11 protein-coding genes are annotated in these 21,691 nt (G+C 74.4%); 1 reads left to right on the top strand and 10 read right to left on the bottom strand.

The window, feature by feature from the left end; all coding sequences use genetic code 11:
• Position 1: 1 nt before the first annotated feature.
• From ACFWPT_RS23430 to ACFWPT_RS23385, 10 genes are all read right to left on the bottom strand, one after another.
• The gene (locus ACFWPT_RS23430) at positions 2-4,492 is read right to left on the bottom strand and encodes an amino acid adenylation domain-containing protein (RefSeq protein WP_380483963.1); all 4,491 of its coding nucleotides are present in this window, start codon (positions 4,490-4,492) and stop codon (positions 2-4) included.
• A gap of 32 nt (positions 4,493-4,524) precedes the next feature.
• The gene (locus tag ACFWPT_RS23425) at positions 4,525-9,234 is read right to left on the bottom strand and encodes an amino acid adenylation domain-containing protein (RefSeq protein WP_380483961.1); all 4,710 of its coding nucleotides are present in this window, start codon (positions 9,232-9,234) and stop codon (positions 4,525-4,527) included.
• A gap of 229 nt (positions 9,235-9,463) precedes the next feature.
• Positions 9,464-10,735, bottom strand: coding sequence for a glutamate synthase-related protein (locus ACFWPT_RS23420; RefSeq protein WP_380483959.1), 1,272 nt, complete (start codon positions 10,733-10,735; stop codon positions 9,464-9,466).
• Positions 10,732-11,724, bottom strand: a complete 993-nt coding sequence (locus ACFWPT_RS23415; RefSeq protein WP_380376833.1) for an asparagine synthetase A — start codon at positions 11,722-11,724, stop codon at positions 10,732-10,734. The genes ACFWPT_RS23420 and ACFWPT_RS23415 overlap by 4 nt, the downstream gene beginning before the upstream one ends.
• A 124-nt stretch (positions 11,725-11,848) precedes the next feature.
• Positions 11,849-13,138: a methylaspartate mutase gene (locus ACFWPT_RS23410; RefSeq protein WP_380483957.1), complete on the bottom strand. Its 1,290-nt coding sequence runs from the start codon at positions 13,136-13,138 to the stop codon at positions 11,849-11,851.
• Positions 13,135-13,536 carry a cobalamin B12-binding domain-containing protein gene (locus tag ACFWPT_RS23405; RefSeq protein ID WP_380343369.1) on the bottom strand — a complete coding sequence of 134 codons (402 nt, stop codon included), beginning with the start codon at positions 13,534-13,536 and terminating at the stop codon, positions 13,135-13,137. Before ACFWPT_RS23405 ends, ACFWPT_RS23410 begins: the two co-directional genes overlap by 4 nt.
• Before the next feature lie 242 nt (positions 13,537-13,778).
• Positions 13,779-15,074 (bottom strand): helix-turn-helix domain-containing protein, encoded by a 1,296-nt coding sequence (locus tag ACFWPT_RS23400; protein WP_380376838.1) that lies wholly within the window; start codon positions 15,072-15,074, stop codon positions 13,779-13,781.
• A 263-nt stretch (positions 15,075-15,337) separates the two neighbouring features.
• Positions 15,338-15,790 (bottom strand): MarR family winged helix-turn-helix transcriptional regulator, encoded by a 453-nt coding sequence (locus tag ACFWPT_RS23395; protein WP_380376841.1) that lies wholly within the window; start codon positions 15,788-15,790, stop codon positions 15,338-15,340.
• On the bottom strand, positions 15,790-17,268 hold the full coding sequence (locus ACFWPT_RS23390; RefSeq protein ID WP_380483955.1) for an MFS transporter: 1,479 nt from the start codon (positions 17,266-17,268) through the stop codon (positions 15,790-15,792). The genes ACFWPT_RS23395 and ACFWPT_RS23390 overlap by 1 nt, the downstream gene beginning before the upstream one ends.
• A 131-nt stretch (positions 17,269-17,399) precedes the next feature.
• Positions 17,400-18,065, bottom strand: coding sequence for a PAS domain-containing protein (locus ACFWPT_RS23385; RefSeq protein ID WP_380376847.1), 666 nt, complete (start codon positions 18,063-18,065; stop codon positions 17,400-17,402).
• Positions 18,066-18,239: 174 nt separating this feature from the next.
• Between ACFWPT_RS23385 and ACFWPT_RS23380 the strand changes: the two genes are divergently transcribed.
• On the top strand, positions 18,240-21,575 hold the full coding sequence (locus ACFWPT_RS23380; RefSeq protein WP_380483953.1) for a cytochrome P450: 3,336 nt from the start codon (positions 18,240-18,242) through the stop codon (positions 21,573-21,575).
• Positions 21,576-21,691 lie beyond the last annotated feature (116 nt).

Below are 21,691 nucleotides of genomic sequence, written 5' to 3'. Positions count from 1 at the left end.
CTCAGGACTCTCGGACGGAGGCGGCCATGGCGTGCAGGGCTGCCGTGTAGGTGTCGATGAACTGCTCGGCGGTGGTGTCGGTGACCAGGGAGCGCTGGTGGTCCACGGCGAGCAGCACGCGCTGCGAGACCGGGTCCTGGATCAGCGAGGCGCCGAACGCGAAGCTGTTGGGTTCGTGGCGCAGGGTCGGCTCGCAGCCGATCCGGCCGTCCACGATGCGGGCGGAGCTGAGCCGGCCCAGGGCGTGGAAGCGCAGGTAGCCGAACTGGCTGTCCAGCGCGGTGTCGGTCATCAGCCGGGCGAGCCGGGCGAAGGGCACCCGGCGGTGCGGCATCATGTCCAGTTCCTCCCGGTGCACCTCGCGCACCAGGGCGAGCAGGTCGCCGGTGGGCTCGCAGCTCAGCGGGACGGTGTTGAGGAACAGCCCGTACACCTCGGTGCCGCCGAGCCGTTCCAGCCGGCCGTTCACGGCGAGGCCGGTGGTGACGCGCCGTCGCCCGGTGATGGCGGCGAGGGCGTGCAGGTGGGCCGCGAGGGCGACCGACTTGAGGGGCACCGCGAGTGCGTCGGCGACCTGCCGCAGCTGCTCGGGCGCCTCGGGCAGCACCCGCTCGACGGTGCGCGGCGCCTCGTGCACGTCCTCGCTGCCGGGGAACAGCTGGCCGCTGACGCCGGACAGCCGGTCGCGCCAGTAGGCGAGCGACCGTTCGTCCCCGGCGGCCTGCCGTTCGACGGCCACGAAGTCGCGGAAGGCGGTGCGCGGCGGCGGGGTGGGGGCGCCGAGCGGGTCGGCGGCCAGGGCGGTGTGGCGTTCCAGGATCTCGGTGAACAGCGAGGTGAAGCTCCAGCCGTCGAGGATGGCGTGGTGCTCGGAGATGGTGAGCTGGAAGGCGTCCTCGGCGAGGCGCTGCACGGTGATCCGGAACAGCGGCGGAGTGGCGAGGTCGAAGGGCGTCCACCGGTGGGTGTCGAACACCTCGCGGACCGCCGTGTCCTGGTCGGGCTCGCCGCGCAGGTCGGTGAACTCGACGGGCGCGGGCAGCCGCCCGTACACGAGCTGGAGCGGTTCGCCGTAGCCGGACAGGTCGAGGCCGGTGCGCAGCACCGCGTGGCGCTCCATGGCCTCGGCGACCGAGCGGCGGAAGGCCTGTTCGTCGAGGTCGCCCGAGATCCGGTAGGAGTTGACGTTGTGGTAGCTGTCGGTGCCGCCGGCGATCTCCATGTGGAAGACCATGGAGAGCTGCATGGAGACCATCGGGTAGGCGTCGGCGAGGCCGGGCGGCAGGTCCTCGCGGTCCTCCGGGGTGATCAGGGCGAAGGGCTCGTGGTCGGCCGGGCCTTCGGCGACGGGCTCGGCCAGCGGCAGCAGGGCGGCGACCGTGGGCGCGTTGAAGACGTCCCGCAGGCTCACCCCCCAGCCGCGCTCGTGCAGCGCGCCGGCGAGCTGGACGGCCCGGATGGAGTCGCCGCCGAGGTGGAAGAAGTCGTCGTGGACGCCGATGCCGTCCACTCCGAGGACCTCCGTCCAGACGGCGGCGAAGGCCTCCTCCTCCGGGGTGCGCGGCTCGACGTGGCGGCCTCCGGTGGCCGTGCTGCGCTGGCCGGGGGCGGGCAGCGCGGCGCGGTCCACCTTGCCGTTGACGGTGAGCGGCAGCGATTCCAGGACGGTGAAGCTCGCCGGGACCATGTACGGGGGCAGCGCGCGGCCGAGGAAGGCGCGCACGTCGGCGGGCTCGCGCCCGGTGACGTACGCGGCGAGCCGGTCGTCGTGCACGGTGACGACGCAGGCGTCGACGTCCGGGTGGGCGGCGAGCGCGTTCTCGATCTCCCCGAGCTCGATCCGGAAGCCGCGCAGTTTGACCTGGAAGTCGGCGCGTCCGATGTACTCCAGTCCGCCGTCGGGCAGGCGGCGGGCGACGTCGCCGGTGCGGTAGAGCCGCGCGCCGGGCGGGCCGTAGGGGTCGGCGACGAAGCGGCCCGCGGTGAGGCCGGGGCGGCCCCAGTAGCCGTGGGCGAGGCTGCCGCCGCCGATGTACAGCTCGCCGGCCGCGCCGGGCGGCACCGGGCGCAGCCAGTCGTCCAGGACCTGGGCGGTGAGGTGCGGCATGGGCGCGCCGATCAGGCTGCGCTCGAAGCCGGCGCTGCCGGCCAGGTCGTGGGTGGTGACGTGGACGGTGGTCTCGGTGATGCCGTACAGGTTGCAGAGCCGGGCCGGGGGCGGCGGGTCGAGTTCGAACCAGCGCTGGACGACGCCCGGGTCCAGCGCCTCCCCGCCGAGCATGATCCACTTCAGCGCGGACAGGTCGCGCGGGCCGCGCCGCAGCACGGGCTCCAGCTGGCGCAGCGCCGAGGGGGTGAGGCAGAGGAAGGAGACCCGCTCCTGCTCCAGCAGTTCGGCGAACTCCTCCGGCGAGCGGCTGGTGACGTAGGGGACGACGACCAGGCGGGCACCGTGCAGCAGGGCGCCCCACATCTCCCAGACCGTCCAGTCGAAGGCGTAGCTGTGGAAGAGCGTCCAGGTCTCCTCCGGGCCGAAGTCGAAGTGCTCCGCGCCGTCCGCCATGAGCCGGCTGACGTGCTCGTGGGCGACGGCGACGCCCTTGGGGCGGCCGGTGGAGCCGGAGGTGAAGATGATGTAGGCGACGTCGCCGGGGCGCCCGGCGGCCGGCGGGCGGTGGTCCGGGCGGGCGGCCAGGTCGGCGGCCTCGGCGGTCAGGTCGTAGGCCTGCCAGGGGCCTTCGGGGGCCCGGTCCGGGCGGTCGGTGACGACGAGGGTGACGTCGGCGTCGGCGAAGACGAGCGCGGCGCGGTCGGCGGGGGCGGCGAGGTCGACGGGCACGTACGCGGCGCCGGTCTTGAGCACGCCGAGGACGGTGACCAGGACGTCGGCCGTGCGGTCCAGCAGCATGCCGACGCGGTCGCCGGGGCCGGCCCCGCGGGCGCGCAGGGCGTGGGCCAGGCGGTTGGCCCGGCGGTCGAGTTCGGCGTAGCTCAGGGTGTGGCCGGAGTCGCTGACGGCGGGCCGGTCGGGGTGGGCGTCGACGGCCTGCTCGAACAGCCGGTGCAGGCAGTGGCCTGGGGTGTCGGTGGCCCGGACGGCCTCGGCCGCGGCGGTGCGGCCGGTCAGCCGCAGCACGGTGGCGTCGGGGTCGTCCAGGGCCGCGGTGAGCAGGGCGCCGTAGTCGGCGGCCAGCCGGCGCACCGTCCCGGCGTCGAACAGCTCGCTGCGGTACTCGGCCTCGCCGCGCAGTTCGCCGCCGGAGCCGGTGGGGTCGCCGGTCCGGCTGCCGGCCCCGCTGCCCGTCCCGCTGCTGTCGAAGACGGACCAGGTGAGGTCGAACTTGCTGGTGCCGTTGGAGCGCACCCGGCTCTCGGCGGTGGCCGGGCCGAGCACGAGCGGGGTGCGGTCCTCGCCGTGGGCGCCGAACACCACCTGGACCAGCGGCGGGTGCTGCGCGGTGCGGGCGGTGCCGAGCTGGTCGACCAGCTGGTCGAAGGGCACGTCGAGGTAGCCGTAGGCCTCGAAGGCGACGTCCTGGACGTGCTCCAGCAGGGCGCGGAAGCTCAGCCCGGGCGCGAGCCGCAGGCGCAGCGGCAGCAGGTTGACGAAGTAGCCGAGCAGGTGCTCCAGTTCGGGCCGGTTGCGGGTGGTGACGGGGGTGCCGATCACCAGGTCGTCGGCGCCGGTCCAGCGGTTCAGCAGCAGGGCGAAGGCGGCCAGTTGGACGGTGAAGGGGGTGACGCCCTCCGCCTCGGCCAGGGCGCGCACCTTCGCCGCCGTGCCGGGGGCGAGCCCGAACTCCTCGGTCCGTCCGGCCGCGCCGCGCTCGGCGGGCCGGGGCCGGTCGGTGGGCAGCTCCAGCAGGGCGGGCGCGCCGTGCAGCTGCTCCTTCCAGTAGGTCAGGTGCTCCTCGAAGGAGGTGTCGAGCTCCTCCACCGCGTAGTCGGCGTACTGCACGGTCAGTTCCGGCAGTTCGGCGGGCCGGCCCTGCACCGCGGCGCCGTACAGGTCGGCGAGTTCACGCTCGAAGACCTCGGCGGACCAGCCGTCCCAGACGATGTGGTGGACGGTGAACAGCAGCGTGGTGCGCTCGTCCGCCAGTTGGAAGGCCTCGGCGCGCAGCAGCGGGCCGGCCGCCAGGTCGAAGGGTTCGGCGCAGCGGGCGGTGAGCAGTTCCTCCAGGCGTCCGGCCTGCTCGGGGCCGCCCTGCGGGCGCAGGTCGGTCACCGCGAGCGGCACGGCGAGGGTGTGGTGGACCTGCTGGCGCGGGCCGTCGGGGTGCAGCGCGAAGGTGGTGCGCAGCACCTCGTGCCGGGCCACCAGGGCGTCCAGCGCGCGCTGGAGCAGCGGGAGGTCGAGCGGGCCGGTGACGTCGACCGTCCAGGGCGTGCAGTAGGTGACCTGCCGCGGATCGAGGCGGTCGAGGAACCAGAGGCCGCGTTGCAGCCCCGAGGCGGGCGCGGTGCGCGCCGGGTGGTCGGACGGGCTCACGGCCTCGTTCCCTTCGTGTGCGGTGCGGCCCGTCATCGGGCGGCCAGCCGTTCGGCGATGGCGCTCACGGTCCTGGCCCGGAACACCAGTTGCGGGGGGACGCGGGTGCCGGTCTCCCGGGACAGCCGCATCGCGACCCGGACGGCGGCCAGCGAGTTGCCGCCGATCCGGAAGAAGTTGTCCTCCCGGCCGACCTCGGTGAGGTCGAGGACCTCGCACATGGCCTCGGCGACCAGCCGTTCGGCTTCGGTCAGCGGGTCGCGGGCGGCGGCCCGGCGCCCGGCGGGGGCGGGCAGCGCCTTCCGGTCGACCTTGCCGTTGTGGTTGAGCGGCAGGGCGTCCAGGACGTCCAGGGTGGCGGGCACCATGTGCTCGGGCAGCAGGCCGGCCAGGTGGTCGAGGAGCACCTCCGGGTCCGGCGCGTCGGCCCCGACGGTGACGTAGGCGGCCAGGCGGTGGTCGCCCGGGGCGGGTTCGTGGACGGTGACGGCGGCCTCCTGGACGGCGGGGTGCCGGGTGAGCGCGTCCTCGATCTCGCCGGGCTCGACCCGGAAGCCGCGGATCTTGACCTGGTCGTCGATCCGGCCGGTGACCTCCAGCAGGCCCCCGGTGCTGACGTAGCCGAGGTCCCCGGTGCGGTAGATGCGCTCGCCGGGGGCGCCGAACGGGGAGGCGACGAAGCGCTCGGCGGTGAGGCCGGGCCGGCCGAGGTAGCCGTAGGCGAGACCGCCGCCGGAGGCGTACAGCTCGCCGGTCACGCCGGGCTCGACGGGGCGCAGCAGCTCGTCCAGGACGAGGATGCCCTTGCCGTTCAGCGCGACGCCGATCGGGACGGAGCTGCCGGTGACGTCCTCCGGGCCGACCTGGTGGCAGGTGGTCAGGCCGAGGCTCTCGACCGGGCCGTAGCCGTTGGCGACCACCAGGCCGGGGTAGGCCTCCAGGGCCTTGGCCACATGGGTGACGGAGGCCCGCTCGCCGGCGGTGATGGCCAGCTTGAGGCCGTCGTAGGTCTCCGGGAGCTCCTCCAGCAGGAAGTTGAACAGGCTGGCGGAGAGCTGGAGTTCGGTGACGCCGTGGCGGCGGGTCAGCTCGGCGATGGCCTGCGGGTCGGGGCGCTGGCCGGGCTGCAGGACGCACGCTCCGCCGAAGCAGAGCGCGCCGTAGAGCTCCAGCGCGAAGGCGTCCCAGGAGACCGGCGAGCACTGCAGCCAGACCTCGTCCGGGCCGAAGCGGGCGTAGTCCTGGCCGAGGTAGGTGGTGGTGAGCGCGCGGTGCGGGACGGCCGCGCCCTTGGGGCGGCCGGTGGAGCCGGAGGTGAACATCACGCAGGCGAGGTCGCCGCCGTCGACCGGCAGGCCGAGGTCGTGCGCCGCGCACCGGGCCAGTTCGGCGGCCGCGGCGTCCAGGTCCACCTGGCGCCGGACGGCGAACGGCACGGTGGCGTGGCCGTGGGTGATCACCGTGGCGGCGCCGGTGTCGGCGACCGCGCCGGCCAGCCGCTCGGCCGGGAAGTCCGGGTCGAGCAGGGTGTAGGCGGCGCCGGTTTTGAGGGCGGCCAGCAGCGCGGTGACCATCTCCGGCCCGCGCTCGGCGAGTACGGCGACGGTGTCGCCGCGGCCGATGCCGAGGCCCACCAGGTGGCGGGCCAGCCGGTTCGCGGCGGCGTTCAACTCACCGTACGGGACGGTCCGTTCACCGGAGATCAGGGCGGTGGCCTGCGGGGCCCGGGCGGCCTGCGCCTCGAACAGGGCGTGCCCCGGCACCTCCAGGGCGGCGGCCAGGGTGCCCAGCCACTGCTCGCACAGGCCGGCCATGGTGGCGGCCTCGAAGAGGTCGCTGTCGTACTCGAAGCGGCCGGTGAAGCCGGTGCCGCGGTCGTCCACCGAGACGGACAGGTCGAAGCGGGAGACGGGGTTGGAGTGCAGTTCGCGGGTGACCTCGCAGCCGCCGACGGTCAGCGGGCGGGTGTCCAGCGGGTGCAGCTCCAGCAGCACCTGGCACAGCGGGTTGCGGTCCTCGGGGCGCTCCTCCACCACCGCGTTCGCGATGTCGTCGAAGGGCACCTCCTGGTGCCGGTAGCCGGCGATCGACACCTCGCGCACGTGCCGGACCAGCTCGCGGAAGGAGACGCCCTCCTCGACCTTCAGGCGCAGCGGCAGCAGGTTGACGAAGTAGCCGATCAGACCGTCGAGTTCGGCCCGGCCACGGACGTTCACCGGCGAGCCGAGCACCAGGTCGCGCTGCCCGGAGCGGCGGTGCAGGGTGAGCGCCAGCCCGGCGAGCAGCACCATGAACGGGGTGGCGTCCTCGCTGCGGGCGAGCGCCCGGACGGCCCCGGCCACCGGATCCGCCATCGCGAAGCGGTGGAACGCGCCACGGAAGGCCTGCTCCTCGGGGCGGGGGTGGTCCGGCGCCAGCGCGTCGGCGTCCGGCGCGTCGGACAACTGCTCGCGCCAGTAGTCGAGTTGCCGCTCGGCGGTGTCATCCTGGTACTGCCAGGCCGCGTAGTCGCCGTACTGGACGGCGAGTTCCGGCAGCTCGGCCGGGCGCCCCTCGGCCGCCGCGGCGTACAGCTCCTGGAGTTCGGCCTCCAGCACCGGCAGCGAGCCCTCGTCCCAGACGATGTGGTGGAGGAGCAGCAGCAGCGTGGTCGCCCCGGCGGCCCGGAAGACCCGCGCCCGCACCAGCGGCCCGGCCTCCAGGTCGAAGGGCTCCAGCGCGGCCTCGGCCACCAGGTCGTCCACCTGGCCGGCGGTGGTCTCGGTGAGCGTGAACGGCAGCTCCACGGCCGGGTGGACGACCTGGCGCGGGCCGTTCTCGGCGAGCTCGAAGGTCGTCCGCAGGCTCTCGTGCCGCGCCACCACCCCGGCCAGCGCCTGGCGCAGCAGCTCGGGGTCGACCGGCCCGGCGAACCGGAACACCCAGGGCACCACGTAGGTCGGCGCGTCCGGGTTCCACTGGTCGAGGAACCAGAGGCCGCGCTGGAACTTGGACAGCGGGGCCTCGGCGGCGCCCGAGCGGACCAGCGCCGGGCGCTCACCGCCGGAGGCGGCGGTCACCGCGGCGGCGAACTCCGCCAGCGTCGGCGCGTCGAAGATGGTGTACGGGGACACCATGCCGAAGACGTCGAAGACCCGACCCACCACCCGCACGGCCGTCAGCGAATCGCCGCCCAGGTGGAAGAAGTTGTCGTCCGCCCCGACCTCGGGCACCCCTAGCACGTCCGCCCAGACCGCCGCGATCAGCTGCTCGGCGGGCGTGCGCGGCGGGCGGCCGGTCGGCTGGCCCTCGGGGGCTGCCTGCGGCTCGGGCAGCGCCTGGCGGTCCACCTTGCCGCCGCCGGTCAGCGGGAAGGCGTCCAGCGCGGTGAGCGTCGCCGGGATCATGTGCTCGGGCAGCCGCTCGGCCAGCCAAGCCCGCGCCTCGGCGTACTGCGGCGCGGCGCCGGTCAGGTAGCCGGCCAGCCGGCCCTCGCGCGCCACCACCACACAGCCGGTGACGCCCGGGTACCCGGCCAGCACCTGCTCGATCTCGCCCGGCTCGACCCGGAAGCCGCGGACCTTCACCTGATGGTCGCTGCGGCCGACGAACTCCAGCGGGCCGTCCTCGGTCGTGCGGCGCACCACGTCGCCGGTGCGGTACATCCGCGCGCCGGGAGCGCCGCTCGGCGCTGCGGGCGCCGCCCCGCCCGGGTCCGCGAGCGGGGCCACGAACGGGTCCGCGACGAAGCGGTCGGCGGTCAGGCCCGGGCGGCCGAGGTAGCCGGAGGCCAGCAGCGGCCCGCCGACGTACAGTTCGCCGGCCGTGCCGGGCGGCACCGGACGCAGCCGCTCGTCGAGCACGTAGAGCCGCCGCCCGCCGAGCGCGGTCCCGATCGGCACACCCGCCTCGGGCTGCTCGCCCGCGAGCCGGTGGGTGGTGGCGGTGACCACGGTCTCGGTCGGTCCGTACGCGTTCAGCAGCGGCACCCCGGTCGCGGCCCACCAGGCGGCCGCGGTGGCGGGCTCCAGCTTGTCGCTGCCCGAGATCATCAGCCGCAGGGTGCGCGGCACCCGGCCGCCCAGGGCCGCCACCACGTCCTGGAAGTAGCCGGCGGCCAGGTTGGCGACGGTGACGCCCTCGGCGTCCAGCAGGTCCAGCAGTTCGGCCGGGGAGAGGAGTTGGTGCTCCGGGAGGACCAGGCAGGCCCCGGCGGACAGCGCGCCGAGGACCTGCTCCACGGCCACGTCCACCGTCGGACGGGCGAACTGCAGCACCACGTCCTGCTCGGTCAGGCCGAAGGTCCGGACGGCGGCGGCCAGGTGGCCGGTGAGCGCGGCGAGCGGGACGTGCACGCCCTTCGGGCGGCCGGTGGTGCCGGAGGTGTAGATGACGTAGCCCGCACCGGCACCCGCTGCGGCACCGTCGCCGAGCTCGGTGAGCTCCTTGCCGCCGAGGGCGAGGGAGGCCCCGGCGTCCTCGGTGATCCAGCGGTTGCGCTCCTCCGGGGCCTCCCGGTCCAGCGGCAGGTAGGTGGCGCCGGCCCGCAGGACCGCCAGCAGCACGACCACGTGGTCCAGCCGGTCACGGCCGGTGACGGCGACCGTCCCCCCGGGGGCGAGCCGGGCGGCGAGCGCGGCGGTCAGGCCGTCCAGCTCCCGGTAGCTGACGGTCCGGCCGCCGGTGCGGACGGCCGGCCGCTCCGGAAAGCGGCGGACGGCGGAGGCGAACGGCTCGAAAGCGGGCGGCTCGAAAGCGGACACCGTTATTTCAGGCACCGTGATTTCGGGCGCCGTGCTTTCGGGCGCAGCATTCTCAGTAGGAAAACCGCGAGAGGACATCATCCAGCCCCAGAAGTGAGATGAATCGGCGACGAGTTCGACGATAGGGGGAATTCGACGGCCCTATCGGCAGGAAAGGAGGAAGGAAATCGGCAGTTTTCCGCTGCCGCTTTCCGGACATGCCGCAGGAATCGACCCGGGCAGGCCGGGGCTACCGGCCGGCGGTGATTCCGCATTCCTCGGGGGACCAGACGTCCTCCCGGTCCAGGGCCTGCGGAGCGTACTTTCCGAGCGCGCTGATCAGCAGTCGGAGTTCCAGCGCCAGACAGTCCACGAAACGGCGGAGCCCGGATTCCCGGTCCTCCGCCACGGCGATCAGCGCCGCCCGCCCGAGGCCCACCGCACGGGCCCCCGAGGCCAGGCTCTTGACCGCCCTGGCGCCTTCCCAGATCCGCCCGGAGACCAGCAGCGAGGGCGGCGGCGCGACCGCCAGCCGGCGCAGGCACTCCGCGAGCGGCAGTCCGACGTGCGGCAGGAACACCCCGGGCGCCCAGCCGGTTCCGCCTTCGGCGCCGTCCACCACGACGGCGTCCGCCCCGGCCTCGTGCGCCACCCGGGCGGCCTCGGCCACGTCCCGGCCGGGGTAGAGCTTCACCCAGATCCGCACCCGCGGGTAGTTGTTGCGCATCAGCCGGATCTGCTGGCGCAGGATCTCCGCGGTGAAGGTGCCCGGGGTGGCGGCGCGCAGCACCCGCCCGTCGCCGAACAACGGGTCCAGCCCGAAGCGGTCGCCCAGCGCGGCGGCGGCCTCGGCCTCCAGCACCGTCATGCCGCCCAGGCCCGGTTTGGCGCCCTGGCCGACCTTCAACTCGAAGGCCAGCCGCCCGGATTCCAGCAGCGGCAGGGCGGCCGGGTCGCTGTGGACGAGGTTCCACACCTCGGCGTCGGCGTCCTCGGTGCTCTGCTGGACGGCCACGCCGCCGAGGCCTTCCGGAAGTTCCTCGGTGTAGGCGCGCAGCCGGCCGAGCAGCGTACGGTCGGCCGCCTCGCCGAGCCGGCCGTAGCCGTTGACCGGCACCACGTTCTCGCCGATCACCATCGGGATGCCGAGTGCCCCGGCCTGCCGGCTCAGCGCCAGCCCGAGGTCACCGCCGGCGGCCCGGGTGGAGCCGGTCGCGGAGACGTACACCGGCAGCGCGGAGGCGAACCCGCCGATGGCGGTGGCGAGTTCGACGTCCCGGTAGTCGGGCTCGCGGCCGAGGTCGATCAGCTTGGCCAGCCGCTGCGGCAGGAACAGCGGCGGGACGATCCGCAGCGCGTCCAGGGCGTCCGGCGGCGCCGCCCGGTCCGCCGCGCCCGGGTGGCCGGCGCCGAACAGCACGTGTCCGTACTCCTCGGCGGGCGGGAAGGCGGCGGCCGCCCCGGCGCGGGCCCGGTGCCGGACCTCCTCCTCCGGGAATCCCGGCGCGCTGAGGTCGCTCACGGGGACACCACCCCGGCGATCTTCGGGAAGGCGCTGGCCTGCCAGACGGCGTCCAGCCCGGCGACGTACCGGGTGAGCCGCTCGACCCCGATGCCGAAGCCCGCGCTGGCCGGCACGCCCTCGCGCACCAGGTCCAGGTACCAGCGGTACTTCTGCGGGTTCTCGCCGGTCTCCCGCATCCGGGTGACGATCTCCGCGTAGTCGTTGGTGCGCTGGCTGCCGCTGCACAGTTCGCCGTAGCCCTCGGGCGCCAGCAGGTCGAAGTTGCGCAGCAGGCCCGGGTCGTCGGGGTGCTCGCGGTCGTAGAAGCCGCGCGAGCCCTTCGGGTAGTCGGTGACGAAGAACGGCCGGTCCCGCCGGGCCGACAGCAACGCCTCGCCCTCCCAGTCGAGTTCGGCCTCGGGGCTCTGCGGGTGCCCGATGCCCTGGAGTTCGGCGACCGCCTCCGCGTGCCGGATGCGGCCGAAGGAGCCCTGCAGCAGTTCGGCGAAGGCCTGCGGGTCCCGGCCGAGTTCGGCGAACTCCTTGGGCAGCGCGCGGACGGTGCTGTCGACCATGTGCACCACCAGGTCCTCGGCCAGCTGGACGACGTCGTCCCGGCTCGCCCCGGCGACCTCCACGTCCAACTGGTGGAACTCGGCGAGGTGCCGGTTCGTCCCGGCGGTCTCCAGCGGTTCCAGGCGGACGTTCGGGGCGATGCAGAAGATCTTGTCGAAGGCGAGCAGCGAGGCCTGCTTGTACAGGATCGCGCTGGTCATCAGCTTGTAGCGGTGGCCGTAGAAGTCGATGTCCACCTGCTTGGAGCCGCGCGCACCGGGATCGGTGACCGGGCCGATGATCGGCGGCAGCAGTTCGGTGAAGCCCCGGCCGCGCAGGAACTCGCGGGCCGCGGTGAGCAGGTGCTGCTGGATCCGGAGCGCGCTGCGGGTGGCCGGCGCGGTCAGGTGCCGGCCCGGGTCGGTCGGCGGCAGGGGCGTGGTGTCGGGCATGGTCGGGGTCCTCTTCTCTCGTTCTCTCGTGGAGCGTGAAGCGTGAAGCGTGAAGCGTGGTTTCTCAGCGGGCGTTTCACCGGACGTCTCACCGGGCGTTTCAGCGGGCGCCTCACCGGGCGTCTCACCGCGCGGCGGGCAGCCCCCGCAGTGCGGGTGCGGGCGAGCGCCCGGCCCGGTCGTCGTAGCGCTGCTGGACCTGGGAGAGCGCGGCCAGCAGCCCGGCCGAGCCGAGGATCGGCGCGCGGCCACCCTCGGCGAGCCCGGCGATCGGCATCGAGCCGACGGCGGACCACAGCAGCCGTCCGTCCGGGCCGAGCGAGCTGCGCGTCCGCCCGGCGTTGTCGGGGTGCAGGCAGTACGGCACGTCCAGGTAGCCGGCCGCGAACGCCCGCACCAGGGCCCGCCCGAGGTCGGCGTCCAGGTCGAGCACCGCACCGATCAGCGCCCTGGCCTCGGCCTCGATCCCGGTGTCCGGCGGGGCGGCGGGCCGGGGGCGGGCGCGTTCCGCCGTGGCGGCCGCGGCGGCGGTCTCCAGCGCCCGGACGTTCTCGGCGACGGTCGGGATGCGGTGCGCCTCGGCCGTGGTCTTGACGATCAGCCGGGCGGCGCCGCCGCGCACCGCGAGCCGCGCGGCGTCCTCCAGCAGCAGCCGGGCGCCGCCGGGCGAGCGCGGGTACACGCCCATGTACGCGTACACCACGAGGTGGTGGCCGACGTCCGCGAGCAGTTCGCCCGCGATCCGGCCGAGCGCGGCCAGCGCCTCCTCGTCCTGGCGGGCGTTGGCCTGCTGGGCGTAGCTGAGCGAGATGCTGCGCAGCCCGTGCTGACGGAAGAACAGCGCCTCCAGGACGCTGATGGCGATCAGCAGCGAGGGCGGGCAGAGCTGGCCCATCATGCAGCCGCCGAAGGTCTCCAGGTGCGGATCCGCACCGAACTCCCGCATGGACGACAGCAGTTCGCAGCTGCGCTGCCAGCGGGCCACCGCCTCGTGCAGCGGGGTGCGGCCGTACGGCAGGCAGTAGGAGACCGGTCCGCCCTCGGTGGCGTCCAGGCCGGCCGCCAGCAGCGCCCCGATGATGTGCTCCGGCGCGGCCGAGCCGTGCCGGACCTGTACCGGGAAGCCCGCGTCCGCCACCCCGGCCAGGACCGCCCGGGTGACGTCGACCGGGTGGGTGGCGATCGGGTAGCCGTTGAGGCCGGCCCCGGCGGCCAGGGCCCGCCGCGCGGCGTCGAGGTCGCCGGTGCGGGTGTAGCTGTCCAGGGTGATGGTGCCGACGGTGACGGCGGCCGCCGCCCGGGTGGCGAGCAGGCCCTCCCGCATCCGGGCCGCCTGCGCCATCCCCATCCGGGGCTGGACCACCAGTGCGCCGGCCTCCGCGGCCTGCGCCACGAACGCGCCGAAGCTCGTCACAGCAGGACCCGGGAGTGCAGCCCGTCGACGAACTCGCGGAACCCGGCCACCGCGGAGTCCTCCTCGAAGACCCGGTCGAAGCCGGCCGCGAGCAGCGTGCGCTCGCGGTCGGGGTCGTCGGTTCCGGCGATGCCGAGCTTGCCGCCGATGACCGTCGGGGTGCGCCGCAGTTCCGGGCAGGCGCGCAGGGCCGGGATCACCCGCAGTCCTTCCTGGTAGCCGTGCCCGTTGACGCTGCTGACCACGATCAGGTCCGGTTCGATCCGGCGGCATTCGGAGAGCAGCAGGGCGTCGGGGACGCACGCGCCCAGGTTCGTCACCCGGTGGCCCATTTCCTCCAGCAGCAGTTGCAGGAACACCAGGTTCCAGGTGTGCGAATCCGAGGCCGTCGTCGTCACGACGACGTCCAGTCTTCTCTCTCCAGCATTTCTGTGCTCCACAATCCAGCCCTCGTCGGTAGCGATCCTCGATGGAATTCCGCCGACGCCCCAGCCGGCGGCCCGGGAATTCCGGCGCGTATTCCGCGACGGTCCAGCCCTGCGGAGAACGCTAGGAACGATCGGGCCCGGCGACCGGCAGCTCGTGCGGCAAGATGCGGGCAAGATGCGGCAGTATCGACACCCGGCCGGCCGCCGTGTGGTCAGCCCGCGACGGCGAGCAGCTGGACGTCCCCGGCCGGCGCGAACCGGTGCCCGGGCTCCTCCTGGAGGAGGCGGCGGCACACGTTGAGCACCGTGAAGCGCACCCCGTCGCGGGCGGGCACGCTGCGGATCAGCCCGCGCGACAGCAGTTCGTGCACCGTCGCCAGGCAGGTCTGCGGCGCCCAGCCGCTGCGGACCACCGCGTCCTCCCCCGACCAGTCGCCGGGCTCGTCCACGAGCACGTCCAGCAGGGCCCGCTGGCGCTCCGTCAACCGCTGGATCGCCGGCTCCACCTCGTCCCGGACGTCACCGCGCGTGCCGTACACCACCGGCGGTGCCGCCAGCGTGAACGGGCCGGCCGACAGCCGGGCCAGCAGCTGGGCGGTGGACTGCACCAGCGTCCACCCCGCCGCGCGCTCCAACGCCCCCGGCAGGCCGTCCAGGTGGCGGCAGAGCGCGGCCACGGCGGGGGCCTCGGAGCGCTCCAGGGTGTAGCCGGGGCGCAGCCGGCGCAGGTGCGAGAGCAGCAGCCGGACGGCGCCGATCTGCGCCAGCGCCTCCGGTTCGGCGTCGAGTTCGGGGGCCGGTACGGGCAGCGGCGCGAGCGGGACGACCTGCCCGCCGGGCAGCGGCCAGGCCTCCCGGGCGGTGATCAGCACCCGCAGCCCGGGGCAGTGGTGGAACAGCCCGTCCAGCCGGCCGGCGTCCACCCCGCCGTCGGCGCCGTCCAGCACCAGCAGGGCGGGCCGGTCGCCGATGTCCCGGACGATGTCGTCCATCCGGCCGTGCCAGGGGGCCGGGTCGCCGGCGCAGTCCACCCAGCGCACCGACCAGCAGGCGGCCAGGTGCAGGCGGCGGGCCACCTCCAGGGCGAGCCGGGTCTTGCCGACCCCGCCGAGCCCCACCAGCGAGACCAGCCGGTCCCCGTGCACGGCGAAGGCGTCGGACAGCACCTCGGCCTCCATCTCCCGGCCGACGATGGCCCCGCGCGCCACCGGCGGGGCGACCGGCGCCACGGCCGCCGGCTCATCGGCGAGCGGGTGCCGACGGGCGGCCTCCTCGAAGTCCGTCCGGCTGCGGCCCTCCAGCCGCAGCGCGTCCGCCAGCAGCCGGACGGTCTCGTTCCGCGGCCTTCTGACTCGGCCGCTCTCCATGTCCCGGATCGCCCGCACGCTCAGGGTGGCGTGATCGGCCAGGCACTGTTGGGTCAGGCCGATCCGCTCGCGCCGTACCCTCAACTGCTCGCCGAAGCCCGCCGCCGGCCTCACCGCTTGCACCCACTGCCCGCCGTCCATGCCTCGTCTGCCCTTCGTGGTCCGGACTCCTGATGGGGGTCGGGACCGGTGGCGGCATCAGCGCTGGGCACCCGCGCGGTCCGTGGTCCGACCGCGTGGGTCCCGGTGGTCAGGCTGTGGCCTCCGAACCGGTCCCCTCCGGTTCCAGATGCTGCAGGCTTGCCGTCTACGCCCGATCAACGGCCGATCACCGGCCCCACCCACGACCTTCACGCTGGCCTCACAGCCCGTCGGCGGCCATGACGGCACCCGCCCCGGGGGGTTCAGTCCAGGAGCTTCGCCAGGACGCGGTCGAGCGCCTGGATGTCCTCCGGGGGCAGGGCGAGCAGGTCGTCGGGCGGGGTGGTGAGGATCCTGGCGGCGAGGGCGGCCTTCGCCTGGCCCTCCTCGGTCAGATGGACCAGCTTGGACCGGCGATCGGCGGGATTGGTGACGCGTTCGGCGAGGCCGCGCCGCACCAGGTCGTCGACGATGACGGTGGTGTAGGGCGGGTCACTGCCCAGCCGCTCGGCCAGGTCCCGCAGGGTGATCGGGTCGGCGCCGAGGCGGCGCAGCGCCCTGACCCGACTGAAGCTCATGCCGAGGGCTTCGGCGACGGTCTTGCGGCGGTCGTAGCGCTCCAGGACGAGCGCGTTCAGCCCCTGCCAGACCCTGGTCGCCGTGCTGGTGGCGGCCTCGTCCCCCTCGTGGTGCTCGCCGGTGTGCGGGCGGTCCATCAGGTGTTCACCGTCTCCTTCGTCTCCCTCGTCCCCGGCGCCTCCGGCGTCTCAGGCGTCTCCTCGGCGGCGAGCCGCTCCGCCGTGCGCAGGGCCGTCTCCCGGGCCCAGCGGCCGGAAGTGAGCGTACCCGTGACCAGCACGACAGCGCCGCAACCTGCGATGATCCACCACGCCGTCCGCCCGGCGTCGGTGAAGGCCGCCGTGTGCGCGTACGCGCCGCCCGCCATCAGGGCGCCGACGACGGCCACGCCGAGGGACTGGCCGATCTGCCGGCTGGTGGAGGCCACCGCGGCCGCGACACCGGCCTGCGAACGGGGCATGCCCGAAACGGCGGTGTTGGTGATGGGCGCGTTGACCAGGCCGAAGCCGGTGCCGAAGAGCAGGTACGCGACGACCAGCACGGCCGTCGGAAGGTGCTCGGAGTAGGTGAGCGCCTGGAGCACGGCGCTCGCGCACAGGGCCGCCCCGGCGAGGAGCAGGGGGATGCGCGGCCCCCGGGAGGCGACCATGCGGCCGGACACCGGTGCGGTCAGCAGCGCCGTCACCGCCATCGGCAGCATGAACAGCCCGGCGTGCAGCGGGGTGAGCCCGCGCACGTTCTGCAGGTAGAGGGAGCTGACGAACAGGAACCCGCCCAGGGAGGCGAAGGCGGCGACCGCGATCACGGTGGCGCCCGCGAACGGCGCGGACCGGAAGAACCGCAGCTCGATCAGCGGGTCGGCGCGCCTGGGCTCGTACCACAGCAGGCCCAGCAGCGCGCCCAGCGCCGCCGCCGCGCAGCCGACGACGAGCGGCGAGGTCCAGCCGCGCTCCGGCGACTCGATGATCGCGTACGTGAGCGCGGTGAGCAGGACGATGACGAGCACCTGGCCGACCGGATCGACCCGGCGGGGCCGCGGCGCCCGTGATTCCGGCACGTACCTGCGGGTCAGGAACAGCGCGGCCAGGCCGATCGGCACGTTGATCCAGAAGACGGCCCGCCAGCCGGCCGACTCGACCAGGGCGCCGCCGACGATCGGTCCGGCGGCCATGCTGATGCCCACGACGCCGCTCCACACGCCGATGGCGCGGGCACGCTGCCGGGAGTCGGTGAAGGTGTTGCTGATGATCGACATGGCGACGGGGTTCAGCATCGATCCGCCCACCGCCTGGAGCATCCGTGCGACGACGAGCCAGCCGAGCCCGGGGGCCAGGCTGCACAGCAGCGACGCCGCGGTGAAGACCACCAGTCCGATCTGGAAGACCCGGCGGCGGCCCACCCGGTCGGCGGTGGAGCCGGAGAGCATCAACAGGCTGGCCAGCACCAGCGTGTAGGCGTCGACCGTCCATTGCAGCCCGGACACCGAGGTGTGCAGGTCGCGCTGGATGGCGGGCAGGGCGACGTTCAGGATCGTGTTGTCGAGGCTGACGATCAGCAGGCTCATGCAGCAGATGGCGAGCACGAGCCAGGGCCGTCGTGGGGCGGCGTCCGGCATGGTGGGGGCTCCACAAGTATTTGTATTGTTGAAATCATTGTGAGCATATAACTAAATCACCGAACGGCCCAGCCCCGTGCAACCCAGCCCGCGCAGCCCAGCCTGCTGGCCTCCCCCGCGAGCCGCCCCCGTCATGGTCGGGGGGCCGGCTCCGGTGGCCAGGCGCCGGGGGCCAGGACGCCGGTGGCGTAGGCGCGGGCGACCAGTGCGGTGCGGTTGGGCAGCCGCCAGCGGCGGGTGAGCCGGGCGAGGTGGTAGTTGACGCCGTCCGGGGTGAGGCCGATCTCCCGGCCGATCTGGGCGGTGGTGGCGCCGCGGGCGGCGGCGGCGAGGATCCGGGCCTCGATCGGGCTCACCTCGGGGCGGGGGGCGGCCGGCGGGCCGGCGGGCCCGGTGCGGACCGGCAGCGAGAGCAGCAGGTTCGGGGCGTCCTCCGGGGTGTCGCCGACCAGGGCGACGGTCATCTCGCCACTCCGCTCGGTGCCGTCGGCGGCCGACCAGGAGACCGGCGCCGGGTACTGCGAGCGGCGGTGCAGGCGGACGGCCTCGGCGAGCGCCGGTATGGTGGCGCTGTCCCGGAGGGTGAAGAACTCCAGGATCTTCCGGTTGCGCAACTGCCCGGGCAACAGGCCGAATTCGGCGGCCATCGCCCGGTTGACGATCATGATCCGGCCGCTGAACTCGCACACCGCCAGCGCCACCGGCACGTGGTCGAGCAACCGCAGCGTCCGGTTGCGCCAGATGACGGCGAGGTCCTGCCAGCTCTCCGCCGTCGACTCGCAGTCGGTCAGTCTCATGCCCGGCCCCTCCCGTGTACAACTTGCGCGTGCAGCAGACCTGACGGTCCGTTGACAAGTCTTCCGCGCCCGCCGCTACTGCACAAACATGTAGTCCTCGGGCCCGGGTTCCCGCCCTGATCGGGCGAGAGTGGAGGACGACGAGGTTTCTCCTGCCACGGAAGGCGACAACCCATGACCGAGACGATGACCCCGGCGGCAGCCGAGGCTGCGAATCCGGCCGGGGCCGGGCTCCCGCCCGGGACCCTGGTGCCCCGGCAGAGCCCCGCCGGGGTGCCGCTGGTCGACATCTCGTCGGCGCCGCCGATCGCCGCCCCCCTGCTGCGCACCATGGAGCTGGCCCGGCGGCACGCCCCGGCCTTCGTCCAGCGCCTGCACGGGCGGGACACCCTGATCGTCAGTGGCCTGGACCTGGTCGAGGAGCTGGCCGACGAGGAGCGGTTCACCAAGTCGATCGGACCGGCCCTGGAGAACGTCCGCGAGTTCACCGGGGACGGCCTGTTCACGGCGTACAACGCGGAGCCGAACTGGGCCAGGGCGCACGACATCCTGATGCCCGCCTTCGCGCTCGGCTCGATGCGCACCTACCACCCCGTGATGCTGCGGGTGGCCCGCCGCCTGATCGAGTCCTGGGACGGCCGGTCGGCCGCCGGGCTGGTCGTGGACGTGCCCGGCGACATGACCCGGATGACCCTGGACACCATCGGGCTGGCCGGTTTCGGCTTCGACTTCGGCTCCTTCGACCGGGAGGAGCCGCACCCCTTCGTCGAGGCGATGGTCCGCTCCCTGAACTGGGCGATGAACAAGCTCCTGCGCGACCCGGAACTCGACCACAGCGAGCCCGACCAGGCCGCCCGGGGCGACGCCCGGTACCTGGCCTCGGTGGTGGACGAGGTGATCGCCGCCCGCGCCGGCAGCCCCGAACAGGGCCCGGCCGAGGACCTGCTGGGCCTGATGCTCGACGCCGTGCACCCCGCCGACGGCAGCAGACTGGACGCCGAGAACATCCGCAACCAGGTGATCACCTTCCTGATCGCCGGCCACGAGACCACCTCGGGCGCGCTCTCCTTCGCGCTGTACTACCTCGTCAAGCACCCCGCCGTACTCCGCGAGGTCCAGCGCGAGGTGGACGCGCTCTGGGGCGACCAGGCCGATCCGGAGCCCTCGTACGAGGACATCGGCCGGCTCCGGTACACCCGGCAGGTGCTCAACGAGGCGCTGCGGCTGTGGCCGACGGCCCCCGCGTTCAGCCGCGAGGCCCGCGCGGACACCCTGCTCGGCGGCCGGATCCCGGTCCGCGCCGGGGAGCCGGTCCTGGTGGCCACGATGATGCTGCACCGCGACCCCGTCTGGGGCGACAACCCGGAGCTGTTCGACCCCTCCCGCTTCGACCCCGAGCCGGAGGCGGCCCGCTCACCGCACGCCTTCAAGCCCTTCGGCACCGGTGAACGCGCCTGCATCGGGCGGCAGTTCGCGCTGCACGAGGCGACCATGCTGCTCGGCATGCTGGTCCACCGCTACCGGCTGATCGACCACGCCGACTACCAGCTGACCATCAAGCAGACGCTCACCATCAAGCCCGACGACTTCACCCTCGCCCTCGCCCCGCGCACGCCCACGCCCCCGGCGGTGGCGGACGCGCCCGTCCGCGCCGCCGACCTGCCCGGGCGGGTCCGCCAGGGCACCGGTCTGCTGCTCCTGCACGGCTCCAACTACGGCGCCTGCCGCGAGTTCACCCGGCAGCTGGCCGACGCGGCGGCCGCGCTCGGCTGCGACACCGCCGTCGCCCCGCTGGACGCCTACGCGGACGGGCTGCCCACCGACCGGCCGGTGGTGATCACCGCCGCCTCGTACAACGGCCAGCCGACGGACGACGCGGCGGAGTTCGTCCGCCGGCTCCGGACGGCGACCGAGCAGGCCGAACAGGCCGAACAGGCCGAGGGCGGCGAGGGCGCCGCGAGCACCGCCGGGTTCGCGAAGGACGTCCGGTACGCGGTGCTCGGCATCGGCGACCGGACGTACGCCGCCACGTACCAGCGCGTGCCGACGCTGATCGACGAGGGCCTCGCCGCCCTCGGCGGCACCCGGCTGCTCGCCCGGGGCGCGGCCGACGCCTCCGGCGATCTGGCCGGGAAGGTGGCGGAGTTCACCACGGCGCTGAGCCGGGCCCTGCTGGAGCGGTACGGCGACGCCGCTGCACCCGTCGTCGCCCCCGCCCCCGGCACCGGCACCGCGCCCGCCGAGGCCGCCGCCCTGGAGACGTACACCGTGACCGAGCTGGCCGGCGGCCCGCTGGACGCCCTGGCCGCGAAGCGCCGCGTGATCGGGCTGACCGTCACGGCGGTCGGCAGCCTCACCGACCCCGCCTACCCCCGGGTCAAGCGCCTGGTCCGGCTGGCCCTGCCGGAGGGCGTCGACTACCGCACCGCGGACCACGTCTCGGTGCTGCCGGCCAACGACCCGGCCCTGGTCGAGCGCGCCGCCAAGGTGTTCGGCGCCGACCCGGACACCCTGCTCGGCATCGTGGCGAACCGGCGCACCATCCTCGCCGTGGACCGGCCGCTGACGGTCCGCGAACTGCTCACCCACCACGTCGAGTTGCAGGACCGCCCGAGCGCCGCCCAGCGCGCGACGCTGGCCGACCTCAACCCCTGCCCGCCCGAGCGGGCCGCGCTGCGGGCGCTGCCCGAGGACGACCCGCGGACGCTGCTGGACCTGGTCGAGGACCACCCGGCCCTGCGGGAGGTCCTGACCTGGCCGGTGCTGCTGGAACTGCTGCCGCCGATCCGACCCCGGATGTACTCCATCTCCACCTCGCCGACCAGCGCCCCGCGCCACGTGGACCTGATGGTCTCCGTGCTCGACGCCCCGGCCCGCTCCGGCCGGGGCTCCTTCCGGGGCGTCGGATCCGGCTACCTCGACCGGGTGGCCGTCGGGGACACCGTGCTGGCGCGCCTCCAGCCGTGCCGCGAGACGTTCCGGATCGGCCACCGCGCCCCGGTGATCATGATCGCGGCCGGCACCGGCCTGGCGCCGTTCCGCGGCGCGGTCGCCGACCGCCGCGCCCTGCTCGCCGCCACCGCCGACAAGGCCACCGCCACCGCCGAGGCCACGGAGAGGGACAGGGGCGCCGAACTCGCCCCGGCCCTGCTCTACTTCGGCTGCGACGCGCCCGACGCCGACTACCTGCACCGCGACGAACTGCTCGCCGCCGAGCAGGCCGGCGCCGTCTCGATGCGCCCGGTCTTCAGCGAACAGCCCGTCGACGGCCGGCGCTTCGTCCAGGACCGCATCGCCGCCGAGGGCTCAGAGGTCTGGAGCCTGCTCGCCGCCGGCGCCGAGGTCTACGTGTGCGGCGACGGCGCCCGGATGGCCCCGGGCGTCCGCGCCGCCTTCCGCGAGCTCTACCTGAGCCGGACCCCCGGCGCCGACGAAGGCCGGGCCCAGGCCTGGCTCCAGGGCCTGATCGACGAGCGCCGCTACGTCGAGGACGTCTACGCGGGCCGCTGAGCCCGCCCGACCGGAGGGCGGGCGCCCCCCCCCCGGGGGCGGGCGGCGGCCCGGGGCCCCCCCCACACCCCCACCCCCCCCCCCCCCACCCACCCCACAAAATAGATAAAAGTGGG

The organism is Kitasatospora sp. NPDC058478 (assembly GCF_042720345.1).
Taxonomy (GTDB): domain Bacteria; phylum Actinomycetota; class Actinomycetes; order Streptomycetales; family Streptomycetaceae; genus Kitasatospora.
Note: the sequence above shows the minus strand (reverse complement) of the source record. Positions and strands in the feature narration are given on the sequence as shown.